Genomic DNA, 17,417 nt, shown 5'->3' on the forward strand with positions numbered 1-17,417 from the left:
ATATGATAGTTAGATGTGATTAGAAACAGGATATTTAGAGTAGGGTTATTCGGACTGATTGTAATTCTGGCTGTTGTGTACTGGATTCTGGAGAAGGTAGGGATTGTACTCGCGATCTCTCCCGCGCTTGAGGGATTGGCAGCAATACTATCGTTTCTCACTAATCCGTTTGCGCTAGCGATTTTTCTTTTAGTTATCGGCGGTGCTGCTGTTGCGGGGTGGTATCGAGTCGATGACGTTGGGACAGTAATCGTGGAAGGATTAGCACGGTGTAAGGAATGGCTCATCAAGAGCCCAGTCGTTGTGCGCGGGTCCCTCGAGCAGGGTGGTGTTCGTTGGGTTGGTCATCACACCCGCGATGGCGTGACGAATGTGGAACATCGAGCCTGTCTCCGCTGTGCCGTGGAACTTGAACAGGAACCGACTCCACACACGGAAGTCGACCGACCGAACACCCCAATCGAAGCCGACAAAGAGACACGAGAGCGCGAAACGAAGGCGTGGGAAAACGTATTCGAACAAGAAAAAGCCGATCCAGAGGAGTACATCGAAGCGCTCGTCTGTCCCCGCGAGACGTGTAGATTTTCGATACGGGGAGAGAAGTACGTTAAATCCGGTGAGAGCGCCGCGAGGAAACAGCTACGAGCGCATTTTGATCGGATGCGCGCTGGTGGCAGTGATCCGTTCGGGAAGTGGCACCGGCGCGCCGGTGAACGCCTCGACTACGACCTCGACCCGACGCCAGCAGATCTCTGGGACGCCTACGCACGCGAATGTAACGACGACGAGGCCGTGATGCAGAACCAATCGTTCGGACAGGGACTCCCGGACGCGGGCAAGAGCGTAACGTGTCCTGCACTCGAAAAGCACAAAGCAGACGCCGAGGGCGTCGATCAACTCATTGAACGAGCGCCGGACGGATTCGATAAGATACTCGCGTGGCTCGCTCGCTCCGGATATCTCGAAAAGAGGAGAGAGATAACGAGGAAGATGAACGAAGAGGAAGAGAAATGTTCGGAAAAGCTCCAATCCGTCGAACAGAACTACGGGACGACCATTGAACAGGTTTTGAACGATCGGTACAATCGAGAGGAGCCAGAGATTGATCTCAAATCGGCAGAGCACAGGCTAGACACGGCGAATGAGACCGTCCGTGAGCTACGCGATACGCTCGATTTCTACCACCTTTCCTCGGACAAACGCCGGTGGCTCTCGGCGAGTACGAACAGCGTTGCCGATGCGTTCGAATACGTCAGAGAACTGCGTGCGTTCAACCAACATCGTGGAGAGATCAAGCCGACGATCGATGGATTCGAGGAACGCTTCGAACCCTACAGCGAGGGTGAGAACTACATGATCACACCGGATCAGGAATTCCTCGAACAAGGATGTTCGACGATCTGTCAGCAGCTAACCGATCTCCACCGGGAGGTACAACTCGAACTGCTTCCACTGGAGATGACGGAGTGGGCCGAGAACGAGAAAGCCCGCTTCACCGAGCTCTCACGACGGCTGCCTGCCTATAACGAAGAATTCGTTGAGCGCGACCGTGAACGGTTCGCAGACCTTTTTGAAACCGAACATGGACCGCTGAACGACGAACAGCAAAAGGCCATCGTTCGCAACGACTTGCACAATCTCGTGGACGCAAGCGCCGGAACGGGAAAGACGCTTACGCTCACCTACCGCTTTCAGTACCTCTATCAACGGGGAATCCCCTTGGATGACATTGTCGCGATTACGTTCACAAACGACGCCACCAATGAGATGGAAAAACGCATCGCGGATGCACTCGACGGCGTCTCACGTGATGACCTGAATATTTCGACATTCCACTCCCTCGCACAGAGCATTGTTGAAGATTCGATAATTGGCTCCATCGATGACGATTGGGATGAAAAAGCAGCCAGAAAACGCTACGTTGAAGGATTCATCGATGGGTCACACGAACTCGAATCACGGCATCCGGAACCGATGGAGTCGTTCAAGTACCATCACGATAGATTCATCCGGTCTGATGAAGATTACATCAAAGATACGAAGTCGTCAAGGGAAACAAACTACGAATTCTTTGCCCGAAAATACGGAGAGTTCATAAAGAAAGCTCGTGATTTCGACCAGACGCCCGACGAGATACGCAAACAGCTCACGAAAGCGAACCGGACACAGTATCACTTTGGACAAGCAGGGTGTGCCATACTTGAGGCGTATATCGATCGTGCTCGATCGACCGACGAACCGGTTGACTATCACGATATGATAAAGAGTGCAACCCGACTCGGGCAGGAAAATCCCGAGTATTTCAGCGGGGAGTATCGGCACATTCTCTTCGATGAGTTCCAAGACGTTTCAGAGCCCATTCTCGAATTCATTGAAACGTTCCTCGAAGAGCCAGAAGACACCCACCTGTTCGCCGTTGGCGACGACTGGCAGAGCATCTATGGCTTCCGAGGATCTGACCCCCGGTATTTCACCGAGTTCGACGACCGTTTCGACGGGACGGAACACACACAACTCGCGATCAACTACCGCTGTCCGCCGACGATCGTGGAGGCTGGCGCGGAACTCATGGCACACAGCGAAGAACAGCAAAACGAGAAAGCCGTCGAGGCGTTTAGCGGTCTGCCGGAGATTCCCGTGATGCATAAATTGGGCGGTATTTCTGAGAGTCGCGTCGGCGCGCATGCCGCCGATCTGGTCGAGAAGACGCTCCACGAAGACGGCATCGACCCCGCAGACATCATGATCCTTTCGCGCACGAAGGACTCTCTATGGGACGTTACCTCCCCTCTCGACAAACGCGGGATTCTTCGGACAGAAGTAAATGAACCCGATGATGATGGCGTCCAACTACTGACAATTCACCAATCGAAGGGTACCGAAGCCGAATGCGTGATTCTCCTGAACGCAACCGATGGGACACCTAACGGATTGCCCTCCAGTGACAAGACAGACGAACTACTCGAACCAGCCATCGCAAACACGGTCGATTATTCTGCAGAGGAACGCCGTCTTTGCTATGTCGCACTAACCCGATCAGAGCGCTATTTCCATGCCATCACAGATGGCAACAACGTATCGAAGTATCTGAAAGACATAGATGAGTTCTTCGAAGAGCGTCGATCGAACGTGTGGACCCCTATAGGCATTCCCGGGCCGTGGGACCCTCCCGAGCCGGGCAGTGATCAACCATTCGAGACCACTTTCGCGTGCGAAGGATACACAGTGACACTCAAAACGTGGGACGAAGCGTTCACCCAGAAACTCGATCCGGGACAACGCTATCGGCTCTCGAACTTCGAGGCCACAAACGAGGGCTTTGGAGAAGAGATCAGACTCAACGAATCGGTCGAAGTCAAGCCACTCGACGCAGAGGAATCGAGCACTGCCGAATCATAGTGCGCGATTCAGCCCATCAGACAAACCGACGTTTGCCCCCTCATAGAGCCACCCAACAGTTACCAACCACGAAATAAATATCAGAGATATGAACACGCCACCAACCGATGGACAGTTCGAGTGGTTGACGCTCGATGAGGACGAGGAGATGTTGTGGGGAGAGACGCCACATCGATTCAGTCTCGTATCGTCGCTGGTCATCGGTATTCCGTTGTGTCTCGTTCTCGTCGGCATTCCGATTGTCGTCTCCGCGTATCTGCATCACACGAACACGAACTATGTCGTCACGACCGCTGCGGTGTATAAGAAGACCGGGATCTTCTCGCGGAACGTTCAGCGCATCGAATTCGATAAGGTGCAAAACACGTCCTACCAACAGTCGATGATGGGGTCGTATTTTGGCTACGGAACTGTCGATATCGCCACTGCTGGCACTGGTGGCGTCGAGATGCGTTTTCGAAGCGTCGCAGAACCGCGAGAGGTGCAGACGCTCATCAACGAGCGGAGTAGCGAGGCACACGGCGGATCGAGTGACGAAGCCGACGTTCTCGATGAGATTCTCGCGGAGCTACGGGCCATTCGCCGGACTGTCGAAACCAATGAGAGCGTTCCGCAAATCGAGCGTGGCCGCGACCGCGCTGATGAACGTATCCCGGAGAGTGAGAAGGAGAGTGAGAATCGAACGGAGAACGACAAAGAGCCATGAGTTCGAACGTGTTGGGACTCGCTCCTGACGAGGTGGTACACTGGTCGGGCCACCCGCGTCTGATGATCATTCTCCCAGACGCCGTGCTCGGGGTCCTTCTCATCGTGGTCGGCGTAACGAGTGTCGTCGCTCCGGGACTTGGAGACCAGTTTCTCCCGAGAGGAATCATGCTGTGGCTGGGCGTGTTAATTCCCATCGGAATTGCGATACCAGTGTGGACGTACCTCGTCATCACGAACACACAGTTTGTGATTACGAATCGGTCGCTGTACATCAAGCGGGGGATACTCGGTAGACGAGTTGAACAGGTCGATCTCAGCCGTGTCCAGAATAGTTCAGTTTCACAAGGTCTCCGAGGAACACTCCTCGGCTACGGGACGGTCTCCATCGACACAGCAGGCGTAAACAGCACCATTCAGTTCTCCACCATCGAGAACCCACAAGAGGTACGATCGATCATCAACCAACAAGCGTCCGAAGACGACAGTCCGGGCTCTCTCGAACAGTGGATGGCAGTACTAGCAGAGGTACGAGCACTCCGGGAGGCACTCGAAACAGCCCGCTGATTCGTAGACGCAGAATGGAAATTCATAACGACGGTACGAGCACTGCAGCGTAAGAGCCGGTTACAGCACTGTGCCGTGTTTTTTATCAGGAAGGCTTTTCTCGACGGTTTCGTAGAATGAGAATCTATTCGAAAGTTCCTCGCGGAGCATGCTTGGGGGGACGATCTCGTCGATGACCATCTCGCTCGCCATCCGATGAATGTCGATGTCTTCGCGGTATTCTTCGCGGAGTTCCTGTTCTCGTTCGGCCCGCTTTTCTGGATCGTCGATGGCGTTGAGTTTGTTCGCATAGACGGCGTTGATCGCCGCTTCGGGCCCCATAATCCCGATCTCTCCCGATGGGAGACCGATCGTCGACTCTGGACCGTACGCCGGACCGGACATGGCGTAAATGCCTGCGCCGTAGGCTTTTCGGACAACGACAGACTGTTTCGGAACCGTGGCTGATGAGGTCGCATAGATCATCTTCTTTCCCTGTTCGAGAATGCCCTCCTTCTCGACCTGTGAACCAGCCATGAATCCGGGCGTATCGCAGAGATACAACAGTGGGATATCGAATGCATCGCACTTCCAGATGAACCGGGCGGCCTTCTCTGCCGAATCAGGGAAGATTGCACCGGCGCGCTGGGTTGGCTGATTAGCGATAATGCCGATCGGCCGTCCGTCGATGCGCGCGAATGCTGAGATAATCTCCGAACCGAACTCCGGTTGGAGCTCGAAGAGGGAGTCCTCATCCACGACACAGTCGATGAGGTCGTGCATGTCGTATCCCTTGTTCGGATGCTCAGGAATGATCCGATCGATATTCGTCGGCGAGTTCCGAGGTGCGACTGAAGATGTTTTCGGCGGAGATTCATCACAGTTGTTCGGAAGGTACGAAATGAGCTGAGAGACGAGCTCACGGGCGTGTTCTTCATCTTCAGCGATGAGGTCGGCACTTCCCGATTGGGTCGTATGAACGTCTGGACCACCCAAATCTTGCATGTCGATCGTCTCGCCGGTAACCATTTCGACCATCCGTGGGCTGGCAATCGCCATCGCCGACATGTCCTTGACCATAATGGTGAAGTCGGCGAACACTGGCGTATACGCAGCACCGGCGATACAGGGACCGTAGAGCACACAGATCTGTGGAACCCGCCCCGAGAGCATCGAGTGGTTGTAGTAGTACTTCCCGATACCTTCGCGGTTGGCGAAAAATCCCGTCTGTTGGTCGATGCGCCCGCCGGAAGAGTCCATGAGATAAAGGACGGGACGGCCTGTTTCGAGGGCGCGTTGTTGCATCCGCAGGAACTTTTCGACGCCCTTCTCGGCCATACTCCCCGCTTTCACGGTGAAATCGTTGGCCATGAAGTGAACATCCCGGCCTTCGAACTCGGCAGCGCCGGTCAGGAGTCCATCAGCCGGAAGCCGATCGTCCGCGTCGAATTCAGCGAACTTCCCGTCTTCGAACAACACATTGGAAAACCAGAGATCGAGACGATCTCTGACGAAGAGCTTCCCTTGATCGGATAGTCGCTCCTTGTACTTCTCTGGCCCACCTTGCTTGATACGGGAGATTTCCTCGATGAGTGTGATTTCCCGTTCTGTTGGACCGATATCGTCACCGGGAACAGCATCACCAACCCGATCGCCGGTGTGAATGACGGCTGGTTCGTCCTCATCGCCGATGTACACCTCGACCTCCTCGACGGTGTGGCGGGCGAGTGCAGCAGCAGTGGCGCTGGCTTCGTCCTCGCTCGCGTCCGCATCGATCCGGACCTTCATACGGGGAATTCGCCAGACTGGGCTAATAGGACTTTCTAATAATTGCCTCAATCGTTACCATCTCGCTCGATGAATCTCTGCGACACCATAGATGTCTTCGATCTCCCGGTTGCCAATGGTTCCGTGCCAGCGACCGATCGGCATTCGTGTTTGGAGATCGAATGGCCCGAAATCGACATTCTGACAGCGGACTCCCTCGGTTGTGAGAGCGACAGAGAGTTCACCGTCTGCGGTTTCAATCCGCCACTCCGAATCGTCCTCGAACAGCGTGTGTGCGCTTTCGATCGCTCGGGGACTGCCGTCGATCCAGACGACGTTTTCCAGTCCCTCGTTGAATCCATCGACGACGTTGAAGCCGACTGACGTGCCGTCAGTGGCGTAGCCGCTTGCGATGGCCCAGCGCCACACCGTTTCGCGTCCCAACAACCCGTGAGAGTAATCGAGCATCCCAACGGCGTCCTCACCCAGTCGATGGCTCCTGTCACCAGCGTTGATCCACCCGGAAACCGGAAGGCAGGCCGATTTCTGTGTGATATTGACGCTTGCTACTGGTTTGGAGTCATCCTTCCGACCGGTATCGACCGGACAAACCGCCGTTATGGGGTCAGCCGCTGGAACCTCGTATCCGAGTGCGAATTTCGTCTCACCCAATCGGCTCGAAACGTGACGCCGATCACCACGCTGACCGACAGCAAATCGACAGTCTAAGAACCGCGCGGTTGCCGTCGTTGCCGCTGTTGGATTGTCGTCGATCCGGACAACAAACGGTGGGAGCATCGACGACGAATCGACTAACATCTCGCGCTCGACGCGGTCGAACGCCCAAAGCGAGGCGATTCCCGCAGGACCAGTGGCGATGAGTGCGCCACCGAGAGCGATCGCATCATCCGCCACCCAGAACCGCTGCCAGCGCTTTTCCCGACGGAGTCGGGTGAGTCGTCTGAGACGGGACTCGAAACCGAGATCCGTGGTCGCACACGAACCCCGATACGTACCGAAATCGATGTCTGCACTGGTCACAGGAGTAGCGGGAGCGGACCCGAGACTCATATTTCAATAGAGAACACACTATGAATTAGATGTTTTGCTCGAAGCTACCAGCCACACCATTAGTCGTAATCATCGAATCACATCGTAGCCACTACCGGCCAACATTGTTGTCGCCATCGCTCTACCAATCAATAGTCGTGTCACATCTCGATGGCTAACACACGTCGTCTCACTCTATGATAAGGAAGAAAACGGATTGCTATCCTATCCTTTCATTTCCGGCTCTGATTCCGGTTGCCGTACATCAGTTCGAACCGATGTGAGACACCAATGAAGTTCGATTACGTTCCCAGTGACTCTTCCAGTCGGGTTACGTATTCTGTGTTGCCGACGTGGACAGGAACACGCTGGTGAATTTCGGTTGCCTCAACATCGAGAAGCGAGCGCTCACCGTTCGAGGATTGTCCACCCGCATTTTCTACGATGTAAGCGATAGGAGCACCCTCGAAGAGCAGACGAAGTTTGCCCTCAGGACGGGATTCGAGCGCTGGATACGCGAAGATACCGCCGTAGGTCATAACTTGATTCACGTCCGCGATCATCGCGCCGCCGTAGCGCAACTTGAGTTCGTGTTCGACCTCGTGGACATAGTCTGTGAAATCATCGGTCCACGCCGGGACACGCCCACCGAATCCGTAGACGAGTGGATCATCGGGAAGCGTTATATCCTCCTGAACCAGTCGTCGAACACCGTCTTCGATGATGTACTCAGAGACCGTCGCATCGTGTGCGGTCACCATGGTTGTGAGCGGACCATAGAGAACGTACGCTGCTGCTATGAGAGATCGGCCAGTGGTCGGGAGCGGGTCGTCGTAAACGCCGACGATGGTTCCCATCGCATTGTTCGATTTTACGTTCGAGGAGCCATCGAGCGGATCGACAGCAATTGAATACCCGTCTCCGTTGCTATCAGCACTATTGTCGACGATATCGTCGCGCTCTTCGCTTGCGTATGCGCTAACAGCGTCGATGGCGAGGAGTCGTTCTTCGAGCAACTGGTCGGCGTACACGTCTGCTTCGAGTTGCTGTTCGCCGCTCGGATTCTCCTCGTCTTCGTATGTGCGGCGGCCGACAAGGCTGTCGCGGATGTCGCGCGCGCTCGCCGCGACGACATCGAAGACCTCCTCAACTGCGCTCATTTTTCGAGTGCAGTGTCGACGGACGCACCCTCGTAGATCACTTTCTCGAGTGCATCGAGGATTTGTTCCGGATTCTCGCGCTGCCAGACGTTTCGGCCGACAGCGAGACCCTTCCCGCCCGCGTCCATGACGGCTTTAACGCTCTCTAAGAAGTCGCGGTCGGAGCGCTTTGACCCACCGCTCATGATGACCTTCGTTTTTCCAGCCATTCGAACAGCGTCCTTCATTCCCTCTTTCGAGCCGGGGTATTTCACCTTGGCCACGTCAGCCCCGAGTTCGAGCGCAAGACGAGACGCGTAGGCGATGACGTTCGACTTCGTATCGTTCTTCAGCCCCTGACCACGCGGGTAGGACCACATAACGACAGGGAGGTCGTATTCGCGCGCGCGTTCCTGCGCTCTGCGGAACTCTTCTGCCATTTCGATCTCGTAGTTCGAACCACCGTACAGCGTGAAGCCGACTGAGCTCGCGCCAATTTCGTGTGCATAGTCGACAGAGCAGTTGACAGCGGTGTCTGGCTCGCCCATCCACAGATTGGACGTCCCGTTGAGCTTCAGCAGAAGGTCAACGTCGTCCGAGTAAGACGGGTAGTACGCTTCAGCGATCCCCTTCTGGACGGCAAGTGATGTGACCGCCGGATGGGTCGCCGCCTCGAACGTTCGCGTGGGATCAGCGCTCTCCGGGATGCCGGTGAAATCGCTTGGACCGTGTTCAAGCCCGTGATCGTACGCGAGGACAAGCACCTTACCATCCCGTGTAAGTGGCGAATCGTTGATCGGGATCATAGGTCGAATGTCGACAAGGGCAGTAATTAGTGTAACGACCTACGATTTGAAAATATTTATTCGAATTTGAGTAACATTCCCCCAGAAAGTTGCATATTACTCTCACTATCTTCTCCCGGCAGGTTTAGGCTTCCTGACAGCGCAACGGTGTATATGCGTGAATTCGACTGTATCGACAGCATCGGTGTAGTGGGAGCAGGAACGATGGGCAATGGTATTGCACAGGTTGCAGCGACAGCAGGGTACGACGTGATCATGCACGACATCGAACAAGATATCGTCGATCACGGGTACGAGACTGTCGAGGACAGTCTCTCTCGACTCGTTAGTAAAGAGGCAATGACCGAGTCGGAAGCAGACGACATTCGCGACCGCATCACGGGAACAACCGAGTTTGACGATCTTTGTGGGTGTGATTTTGCCATCGAAGCAGCTGTCGAGGACATGGATATCAAACAAGATATCTTCGAGGATCTCGATGAGACCGTCGACGATGAAGTCGTGCTTGCGACGAACACGAGTACACTTTCGATTACTACAATCGCCAGCGCGACCGAGCGAGCAGAACTCGTTGTCGGGATGCACTTCATGAATCCAGTTCCGCTCATGAAAGGTGTCGAAGTTGTCGTCGGAGAGAAGACCACAGCCGATGTTGTGTCTCTCGCCCATGATCTTGCAGAGTGTTTCGGAAAGGAGACGTGGACCTCGGACGATAAGCCTGGGTTCGTCTCTAATCGCATACTCATGCCGTGGATTAACGAGGGAATCCGCGCCTACGACGAAGGTGTCGCTTCGATGCAAGACATCGACCGAGGGATGAAGCTCGGTACAAACGTTCCGATGGGGCCACTCGAACTCGCAGATCACATCGGACTCGATGTCTGTTTGGATGCAACAGAGACCCTCTACGAGGAACTCGGTGATCGTTACAAACCGGCGTATCTTCTGAAGCGAAAAGTGGCAACCGGCGACCTCGGAAAGAAAACCGAGGCAGGGTTCTATCGATACGACTGAACCCGTCCAAATCACGTACTGAATAACGCGGCTGCGTACATCGCGGCAGATTCACTCGACGAGCGTTTCGGATCGATATTTCAGCGGGACAACTGACAGCATATGCTAACAATCAAGGTCGGGTAGTACCCACATCGATCATGGACTTTAGCCTCACGGCAGAACAAAAACAGATCCGTGGGATGGTTTCCGAGTTCGTTGACGAGGAAGTCGTGCCCGTTGCAGCGGAGATTGACGCCGAGGATGAGTTCCCTGCTGATCTCGTGCGAGAGATGGGGGAATTGGGTCTGATGGGAATGCCGTTTCCCGAAGCGTACGGAGGGGCGGGGCTCGATTATCATTCGTATGCGATCGGTTTAGCGGAGATCAGTCGTGGGAGCGGTGGACTTGGGACCATCGTGGCCGCGCACACTTCGCTCGCGGGGAATATGCTCTATGCGTTCGGGAATGAACAGCAAAAGGAGGCGTATCTGACGCCACTCGCAGAAGGGCGAGATATCGGAGCGTTTGCGCTCTCAGAACCACAGGCCGGAAGCGACGTGCCCGCAATGGAAACGACTGCCGAGCGTGATGGAGATGAGTACGTTATCAACGGTGGCAAACTCTGGATTTCGAACGGGTCGGTTGCTGACACCGTCACGCTGTTCGCCAAGACTGACCCAGAAGCCGGATCGAAGGGAATTTCCTCGTTTGTTGTCCGTCCGGACGAGGACGAGGGTTTTCACGTCGAAGGAACCGAGCACAAACTCGGTGACAAGGGCTGTCCGACAGCCGAGCTCCGATTTTCAGATATGCGGCTCCCGGAAGAACGATTGCTGGACGAAGAGGGTGATGGATTCATCCACGCGCTCAAAACGCTCAACGGTGGACGAATTACGATCGCCGCAAGAGGGGTTGGGATCGCACAAGCCGCACTCGATGAAGCACTGCAGTATTCTCAGGAACGTGAGCAGTTTGATCAGTCTATCTCCGAGTTCCAATCAATCCAGCACAAGCTGGCGGATATGGACACGAAAGTAAACGCTGCTCGGCTGTTGATGCACAAGGCTGCCGATCTGAAAATCAGAGGCGATTCATTCATCAAAGAAGCCGCACAGGCGAAACTGTACGCGAGTGAAGTGTCCCGCGAAGTCGCCAACGAGGGAATACAAATTCACGGCGGATACGGCTACACAAAGGACTTTCCTGCCGAGCGGTTCTATCGAGATGCCAAACTCAACGAAATCTACGAGGGAACGAGCGAAGTCCTCCGGAATACGATCGCACAACAGCTCCTCGACTGATATATATTCGTAGCAGTTTCACTTTCACCTTACACACTAGGATTCAGCATTTATCCACACAGGTCGTTTCTCCGATGAGGTACGTGAGATGATACCGGACGTAACACACGTGACGGTTCTTGTCGACGACCAGTACGAAGCGCTTCCGTTCTATACAGAGACTCTCGGATTCGAGATCAGAGAGGATATTGGAACAGGTGACGATCCTCGGTGGGTGACTGTCGCTCCTGCTGGCGCGGCATTCCCACAGATCGCGCTGATCGAGGCAGGCACCGCACGAGAGCGAGTACGGGTTGGAACACAGGCTGCCGATCACACAGTACTCGTCCTCAGAACTGAGGATTGTCAGCAGGCGTACGAACGATTACGAAACCGTGGAGTGACATTTCGAGACAAACCAGCCGAAAAGCCATGGGGAACGGAAGCGACGCTCGAAGATCCATCCGGAAACGTGCTCGGTCTCTTCGAACCGAAGACAGTGATTGGTGGTTCGAACGCAGGGTAACAATCCAACAATCGGAGAAATCGTTTTGTTGTTATTCTCCAAGATGGGACCTAATGTCAGAAGACTCACTCGCTGAGGCCCAACAGTCGCTTGGTAATCCGGAAACGACGTATCCGCTGTGGCCGCCCCAGACGCTTGGCTGTCCCGAAACCAGTACCGAGGAGGTGCAGTATCCGCTCGAAGTGACGTACGACTACGAGAGCGTCGATCGTGGATTGTTCGAGAGCGAACTGACGAAATTCGATCGATGGAGTCCTCTGTTGCCCCCGCTCGCGGATATTGGACTCGGAGAGGGACAGACACCACTGATCGAAATGCCATCGATTGGTGACTGGCTCGATCTCGATACGCCGGTATTCGTCAAGGACGAGAGTCAAAATCCGACGTGGAGCCACAAGGATCGCTTGAATCGGTGTGTTGTCAGTGCTGCCGTTCAGACGGACGCGCGTGGGCTCGTTGTTTCCTCCTCGGGTAATCATGGCGCATCCACCGCGGCGTACGCAGCGCGTGCTGGTCTTCCTTGTATCGTACTGACGGCCCCCGAAACGCCACCAGTAGTTCAGCGGTTTCTCCGTGCGTACGACGCGGCAGTGATTGCAATGGACGACTGGCACGACCGACAGGAAATACTCGATCTCATCACCGAGCGACTCGGTTACCATCCGGCGAGCACTCGGACGGCAATTCACACGGGCCACCCGTTCGGGCCGGAAGGCTACAAAACAATCGCCTATGAGATAGTGACACAGTTGAACCGATCGCCAGGAACGGTATTCGTCCCAACCGGTCACGCAGAGCTTCTTTACGGCGTCTGGAAGGGGTTTCGTGAGCTTGGTGATCTGGGTGTCATCGAGGGGACACCACGGATGATTGCTTGCGAGCCAGCAGCCCGTGGCCCGTTAGCGACAGCACTCGAAACCGATCGTGAAATTGCCACAGTCAAGGCAAATCCGACAACGGCGTCTGCGATCAAGACGCAAACGAGCACCGTTCGCGGCCGGCGAGCAATCGAAGAAAGCGACGGTGCAGCGTGGACGTTCACCGAAGAGCAACTCAGTGCTGCCCAGACGCGGACCGCTCGCGGGGGACTATGGCAAGAACACTCCGGTGTGGCAGGCATTGCGGGCCTTCTCGCTGCTATCGATGCCGGACAGACTGTCGATGGCCCGATCGTCTGTCTCGCAACCTCAAGCGGGTTCAAAGACGGCGAAACGTGGACAGCTCCGAGGGTCGATCCTCCATCGATCTCTGAGTCGGATTCGAATTCGAGTCAAGCTCCGATGACAGCACGTTGGGCAGCGGTGCGAGAAATACTCTCGACACAGTACGGACTCGATGTTTGAGAATCCGACGGTAGTAACCGATAGTTACGACAGGTTACCGTTCCAATGAGGTGTATGAGTGATACAAAGAAGGGTATTGCTGGAATCACGGCTCGATATTACGAGACCGAAAACGAACGCGTCCTCACGTTCGAACGCGAGGAAACAACAGCAGCCATCACACAGAATATCGACGGCTACGCGATGGTAACGGTTCGAAGGACAGTCGAGAGCGAAGAACTAGAGCGATACTACGGCTTCGATATGGCGCTTGATCACGCCGCCGAACGACTCGATATCTCAATGAACGAGCTACCGATACCCGAACAAGCGAAAGATATGGGGATGTGAACGTTCGCCACCCAGTTGATATATTGGTGATAATACTTGTCTCTCGCTATCGGAGGTCCGCGAGAACAAATGGGGAGTTCTCTTTATCGAATGATGAGCAATGTTCATATTATTGTTGGCTAAAATTTCATTCAACAATGTACGACAGTTCGAGACGGAATCCGACAATCCTGCAGCGATTTCAATAATTAAATATTTCATCCTGATTTGATACCAACTGGATACAAGTAAATACCCAAACGTTATCCCGATGTGCAATATTGCCCCAATATGAATATTCGTCGAATAACTACGCTTGTACTGGTACTTTCGATCTTACTCGCCGGTTGTAGCGCGATCGATCCGCCAGTCGATCCTGGAAAACCAACGGCGACACAAACAGACGCAAACGAGACACCAGCAGAGAATGAGGATGAGTCGACACCAACAGCAACGTCATCCGATGAATCAGAGGATTCGGATGATCCGGAAGATTCGGAGGAATCGACGACGACTACGACGACAAGTGCTGAGACTACCACGACTACGACAACCACCGAAACGACGGTGAGTATTGAGGGAACATCGACAGTAGCCAGCAGCTCAACGGCAGCACAGAACACGTCTACGCAGGCGGATTGGCCGAAGCCGAAGCCACCGACACGGCCGACAGAGTCAAAGATCGAACAGCGCATCACGAATACGAAGTTCATCAACAAAGAACAAGCCACGAGCAGTAGCGGGTACAGCAATTTCGACGTTCAGATTTTCGCAGACACCCGCCTCAAGAACGTTGACCCAGAGGGAGACGTAGACGGTGAGCCCTACTTCATCATCGAGATCAACAACAAACTGGTCGCACGCGCATCAGTGACTTACGAAAAGAATGGATCGTTCGCCATTGAGGTTCCAACAGCGGCGCTCAAACAGTTCGCTTCCGGAACGCTTAACGTTCGGGTCTCGTTCCTCGATCAGGACAGCCAGTCAGATGATCTCTACGACACGTGGTCGGGGACCATCGAATACAGCGCCTCTTAAAACCGGATCTGACGAGGGCAATGACTCGTACATTTCGATGAAATACGGCTACTGCTCATAACTCGCTACCCTGTTCGCTTGCTGTGGAACAAATCGTGCGCTATTGGATCGGTGAGCTGCTGGCCGAGGTAACCAACTGATCCTCGCACTTTTCGATAGAGGCCTAAGCTTCTTTCCAGTGAAGTCCACTCCGTCTAATCCTCGTTCATTTCTATACGAATCGCATACGAACTCATGTGGGTTCGACCATGCTTTCTTTGAATACGAATGTGAACCCCTCTTCGGAGCGTCCACTCGATCTTCGTGATGACAAGAAACACGTGTACTAAGAGTCGATGCCAAGAGGTGACAATACTGTCGGGCTCACACTGATAGAACATCTCGCTCCTCTGCGTACTCAGGAGTGCCACGATACTCATCTAGTGGGACATGATACAGTAGATCAACTCACACCGTATTCGTCGTTCGAAAGGCGTGTCAGCCGATACACGCCAACAAATCATCCTACTAAGGGAAATGAGACGCACGATGTATGACTCGGTACACTGTACACGATCGGTCCCAGACTAGATCACACATCAGATTGGCAATCTAGCAAGACAGGAATACGTGTAACCGACACCGCTACTCGATGGCTAAAAAATAACGTGTCCTGAAGACGAGCGTGAATTAAACTGCGATGAATTAGATTGTGGTGGTATCACCGGCGGCACGCACGTGCTGCAGAGAGCTGGTGACTACTAATCTCTGTGTTCTGTTGCTTCTTATCAGAGTCCTTGCTCGCCTTGACATCAAGGGTATTCGACTTGACCTCAGCGTTCAGCTCATCGAGATCGACAACCGAACCGTCGACGAGAACGTCAATCGGCTGGGAGAGGGAGAGATCAGTGACCTTCCCCGAGAACGTGTAGGTGTCCTTCCACGGACCGACGCCACCTTTGGCGGTGGAACCTGAGATCGAGTCTCCTTTGTCAATCGATGCGCTCATCGTGCGAGTCTGCTCGAATTCGCCCGACACCGTGAACTCATAGTGTGCCCAGCCCTTAGCCGAGCCTCCGTCGAACGTGATCGACGTTGTTGAGGAGCCTTCACTCGAGCCCTTAGCGCTCTCCGAGGAAGCATCGGACTTTTGCGTGTCTTCTGAGTCTTTCTGTGGCAGGTGCGAAACCGTCGACGAAAGGTTGCTGTCGACAAAGTCAAGGAGATTCTTGACCTCGTGACGCGGGTTGACGATCTTCTCGGCCATTGCCAACCGGGGCGTGTTCGGCACATCGAGCCCTCTCGCGATTTTCGTGGCTTGTTCGACGAGATCCGAGTATCGACCTTCTTCAACGCGTGCGAGGATCTCATCGCGGTCACTAACAGCTGCTTTCTTCATTCTGGACTCGAGGTCGTCCAGTGTTACTGTTCCCGAGGGGAGCTCGGAGAACATCGTGAAGAAGTACTGCCAGTACGAATCTGGATCGATTTCCCAAACAGCGAGCGAGGCTGCGCCGAGTCGGGGGTCACTAGATGAGATGAACACTCCTGACTGACCGTGCGTCGGGTTATCCGGATCCGGCTCGTAAGCGAGCGGAAGGTATCGGATGTTCATCTTGCCCTCATTGACGTAGTCATTGATGACATCTTGGAGGTTGTTGAACGCGAACTCCTGCGTAAACGGACACTTATCAGCCCCGATAAGTGACGCAGTCGGATTATCCGCCTTCGTCCCCATTGTGGGGAACATCATCGATGTATCATCTGGGACGGGTATGTCACTTGGAGAGATCGCGCTTGCACTAGCAGAACCAACTCCGGCTACACTCGCAACAGCCGCACTACCTGTCACTGTTAGGAATTTGCGACGTGATGGCTTCATCCGAATAGCATTGCATGGAACAGGGTTAAAAAGCAAGTTGGTCGTTCATGGAATCTCTCAAACCGTTTTGACTGTTGCAACTGTTTTACTGGACCGTTCAATCGCAATACGGAGGCGGTTTGATGCCTCCTAAATATCAGACCGTGCGGTATCATTGCACGGCTCGTGACGGAGGGAGTTCCGACGATAGCTACAATCTCCGTCATATTATTACTTTTGGTTACTATATTGAATGAATAGAATAGTGATATGGGAAAGTGTCGTGTTATGGTAATACATGACATGGGGTTATTCCGTTGCTCTTTGAGTTGACGTGTGCGCGAACAAGGACAATAGTGTAACAGTAAACTAAGAATCAGTACTCACTCCTACGTTTAGAAATTGTTGAGAAAGCGCCCGAGGCGGGATTTGAACCCGCGTCACGACCGTGACAGGGTCGTATGATGGGCCACTACACCACCCGGGCAAGCGACATCTGACTCTACTGGGGTATCACATTTAAGTCTTTCCAAACGTCACCCCAAAGGGTATGTTGTTGTATAGCGTATTGACGAGTATCGCTGTACCTTCACGATAGCATGCCCGCGGTCGCTGGGAGCAGCGCCGCCATTCGGTAGTAAATCTTATCAGGATAGACCGGCTACGAGACTGT

At 54.0% G+C, this 17,417-nt stretch carries 14 protein-coding genes and 1 tRNA gene; 9 read left to right on the forward strand and 6 right to left on the reverse strand.

The genetic code is table 11. From position 1 onward, the window contains the following. Window positions 1-75: 75 nt before the first annotated feature. The 3 genes from MW898_RS26020 (at window position 76) to MW898_RS12865 (ending at window position 4,671) form a co-directional block, all read left to right on the forward strand. Window positions 76-3,399 carry a UvrD-helicase domain-containing protein gene (locus MW898_RS26020; RefSeq protein WP_248907938.1) on the forward strand — a complete coding sequence of 1,108 codons (3,324 nt, stop codon included), beginning with the start codon at window positions 76-78 and terminating at the stop codon, window positions 3,397-3,399. A gap of 88 nt (window positions 3,400-3,487) precedes the next feature. Next, on the forward strand, window positions 3,488-4,105 hold the full coding sequence (locus MW898_RS12860; RefSeq protein WP_248907946.1) for a PH domain-containing protein: 618 nt from the start codon (window positions 3,488-3,490) through the stop codon (window positions 4,103-4,105). Continuing rightward, window positions 4,102-4,671 (forward strand): PH domain-containing protein, encoded by a 570-nt coding sequence (locus tag MW898_RS12865; protein WP_248907949.1) that lies wholly within the window; start codon window positions 4,102-4,104, stop codon window positions 4,669-4,671. The genes MW898_RS12860 and MW898_RS12865 overlap by 4 nt, the downstream gene beginning before the upstream one ends. 60 nt (window positions 4,672-4,731) lie before the next feature. Here MW898_RS12865 and MW898_RS12870 read toward each other — a convergent pair whose 3' ends face one another. The 4 genes from MW898_RS12870 to MW898_RS12885 form a co-directional block, all read right to left on the reverse strand. Next, a complete protein-coding gene (locus MW898_RS12870) occupies window positions 4,732-6,438 on the reverse strand; it encodes an acyl-CoA carboxylase subunit beta (protein ID WP_248907951.1) in 1,707 nt (568 codons plus the stop codon). Window positions 6,439-6,492: 54 nt separating this feature from the next. Further along, entirely contained in the window at window positions 6,493-7,488 is a 996-nt protein-coding gene (locus MW898_RS12875) for a DUF2804 family protein (protein WP_248907953.1), read from the reverse strand. 281 nt (window positions 7,489-7,769) lie between these two features. Next, a complete protein-coding gene (locus tag MW898_RS12880; protein ID WP_248907955.1) occupies window positions 7,770-8,627 on the reverse strand; it encodes a class 1 fructose-bisphosphatase in 858 nt (285 codons plus the stop codon). Beyond that, window positions 8,624-9,412 carry a class I fructose-bisphosphate aldolase gene (locus MW898_RS12885; protein WP_248907957.1) on the reverse strand — a complete coding sequence of 263 codons (789 nt, stop codon included), beginning with the start codon at window positions 9,410-9,412 and terminating at the stop codon, window positions 8,624-8,626. Before MW898_RS12885 ends, MW898_RS12880 begins: the two co-directional genes overlap by 4 nt. A 153-nt stretch (window positions 9,413-9,565) precedes the next feature. Between MW898_RS12885 and MW898_RS12890 the strand changes: the two genes are divergently transcribed. The 6 genes from MW898_RS12890 (at window position 9,566) to MW898_RS12915 (ending at window position 14,904) form a co-directional block, all read left to right on the forward strand. Then, window positions 9,566-10,426 carry a 3-hydroxyacyl-CoA dehydrogenase family protein gene (locus MW898_RS12890; RefSeq protein ID WP_248907959.1) on the forward strand — a complete coding sequence of 287 codons (861 nt, stop codon included), beginning with the start codon at window positions 9,566-9,568 and terminating at the stop codon, window positions 10,424-10,426. Between the two features lie 140 nt (window positions 10,427-10,566). After that, window positions 10,567-11,709, forward strand: a complete 1,143-nt coding sequence (locus MW898_RS12895) for an acyl-CoA dehydrogenase (protein WP_248907960.1) — start codon at window positions 10,567-10,569, stop codon at window positions 11,707-11,709. An 88-nt stretch (window positions 11,710-11,797) separates the two neighbouring features. Next, entirely contained in the window at window positions 11,798-12,214 is a 417-nt protein-coding gene (locus MW898_RS12900; protein WP_248907962.1) for a VOC family protein, read from the forward strand. 53 nt (window positions 12,215-12,267) lie between these two features. Beyond that, window positions 12,268-13,557, forward strand: coding sequence for a threonine synthase (locus tag MW898_RS12905; protein ID WP_248907964.1), 1,290 nt, complete (start codon window positions 12,268-12,270; stop codon window positions 13,555-13,557). A 54-nt stretch (window positions 13,558-13,611) separates the two neighbouring features. Next, on the forward strand, window positions 13,612-13,887 hold the full coding sequence (locus MW898_RS12910; protein ID WP_248907967.1) for a DUF7111 family protein: 276 nt from the start codon (window positions 13,612-13,614) through the stop codon (window positions 13,885-13,887). A gap of 270 nt (window positions 13,888-14,157) precedes the next feature. Continuing rightward, entirely contained in the window at window positions 14,158-14,904 is a 747-nt protein-coding gene (locus MW898_RS12915) for a hypothetical protein (protein ID WP_248907968.1), read from the forward strand. 700 nt (window positions 14,905-15,604) lie between these two features. Here the strand turns inward: MW898_RS12915 and MW898_RS12920 are convergent. Together MW898_RS12920 and MW898_RS12925 are read right to left on the reverse strand one after the other, a co-directional pair. Continuing rightward, the gene (locus tag MW898_RS12920; RefSeq protein WP_248907970.1) at window positions 15,605-16,636 is read right to left on the reverse strand and encodes a thioredoxin domain-containing protein; all 1,032 of its coding nucleotides are present in this window, start codon (window positions 16,634-16,636) and stop codon (window positions 15,605-15,607) included. Between the two features lie 522 nt (window positions 16,637-17,158). Beyond that, window positions 17,159-17,231, reverse strand: a tRNA-Asp gene (locus MW898_RS12925). Window positions 17,232-17,417 lie beyond the last annotated feature (186 nt).

Source organism: Halocatena marina, assembly GCF_023276375.1.
GTDB classification, from domain to species: Archaea; Halobacteriota; Halobacteria; order Halobacteriales; family Haloarculaceae; genus Halocatena; species Halocatena marina.

Bases quoted from the DNA above. Each gene is read 5' to 3' on its own strand.
- MW898_RS12860 (WP_248907946.1), top strand. From the start codon at position 3,488: ATGAACACGCCACCAACCGATGGACAGTTCGAGTGGTTGACGCTCGAT.
- MW898_RS12865 (WP_248907949.1), top strand. From the start codon at position 4,102: ATGAGTTCGAACGTGTTGGGACTCGCTCCTGACGAGGTGGTACACTGG.
- MW898_RS12870 (WP_248907951.1), bottom strand. From the start codon at position 6,438: ATGAAGGTCCGGATCGATGCGGACGCGAGCGAGGACGAAGCCAGCGCC.
- MW898_RS12875 (WP_248907953.1), bottom strand. From the start codon at position 7,488: ATGAGTCTCGGGTCCGCTCCCGCTACTCCTGTGACCAGTGCAGACATC.
- MW898_RS12880 (WP_248907955.1), bottom strand. From the start codon at position 8,627: ATGAGCGCAGTTGAGGAGGTCTTCGATGTCGTCGCGGCGAGCGCGCGC.
- MW898_RS12885 (WP_248907957.1), bottom strand. From the start codon at position 9,412: ATGATCCCGATCAACGATTCGCCACTTACACGGGATGGTAAGGTGCTT.
- MW898_RS12890 (WP_248907959.1), top strand. From the start codon at position 9,566: ATGCGTGAATTCGACTGTATCGACAGCATCGGTGTAGTGGGAGCAGGA.
- MW898_RS12895 (WP_248907960.1), top strand. From the start codon at position 10,567: ATGGACTTTAGCCTCACGGCAGAACAAAAACAGATCCGTGGGATGGTT.
- MW898_RS12900 (WP_248907962.1), top strand. From the start codon at position 11,798: ATGATACCGGACGTAACACACGTGACGGTTCTTGTCGACGACCAGTAC.
- MW898_RS12905 (WP_248907964.1), top strand. From the start codon at position 12,268: ATGTCAGAAGACTCACTCGCTGAGGCCCAACAGTCGCTTGGTAATCCG.
- MW898_RS12910 (WP_248907967.1), top strand. From the start codon at position 13,612: ATGAGTGATACAAAGAAGGGTATTGCTGGAATCACGGCTCGATATTAC.
- MW898_RS12915 (WP_248907968.1), top strand. From the start codon at position 14,158: ATGAATATTCGTCGAATAACTACGCTTGTACTGGTACTTTCGATCTTA.
- MW898_RS12920 (WP_248907970.1), bottom strand. From the start codon at position 16,636: ATGATGTTCCCCACAATGGGGACGAAGGCGGATAATCCGACTGCGTCA.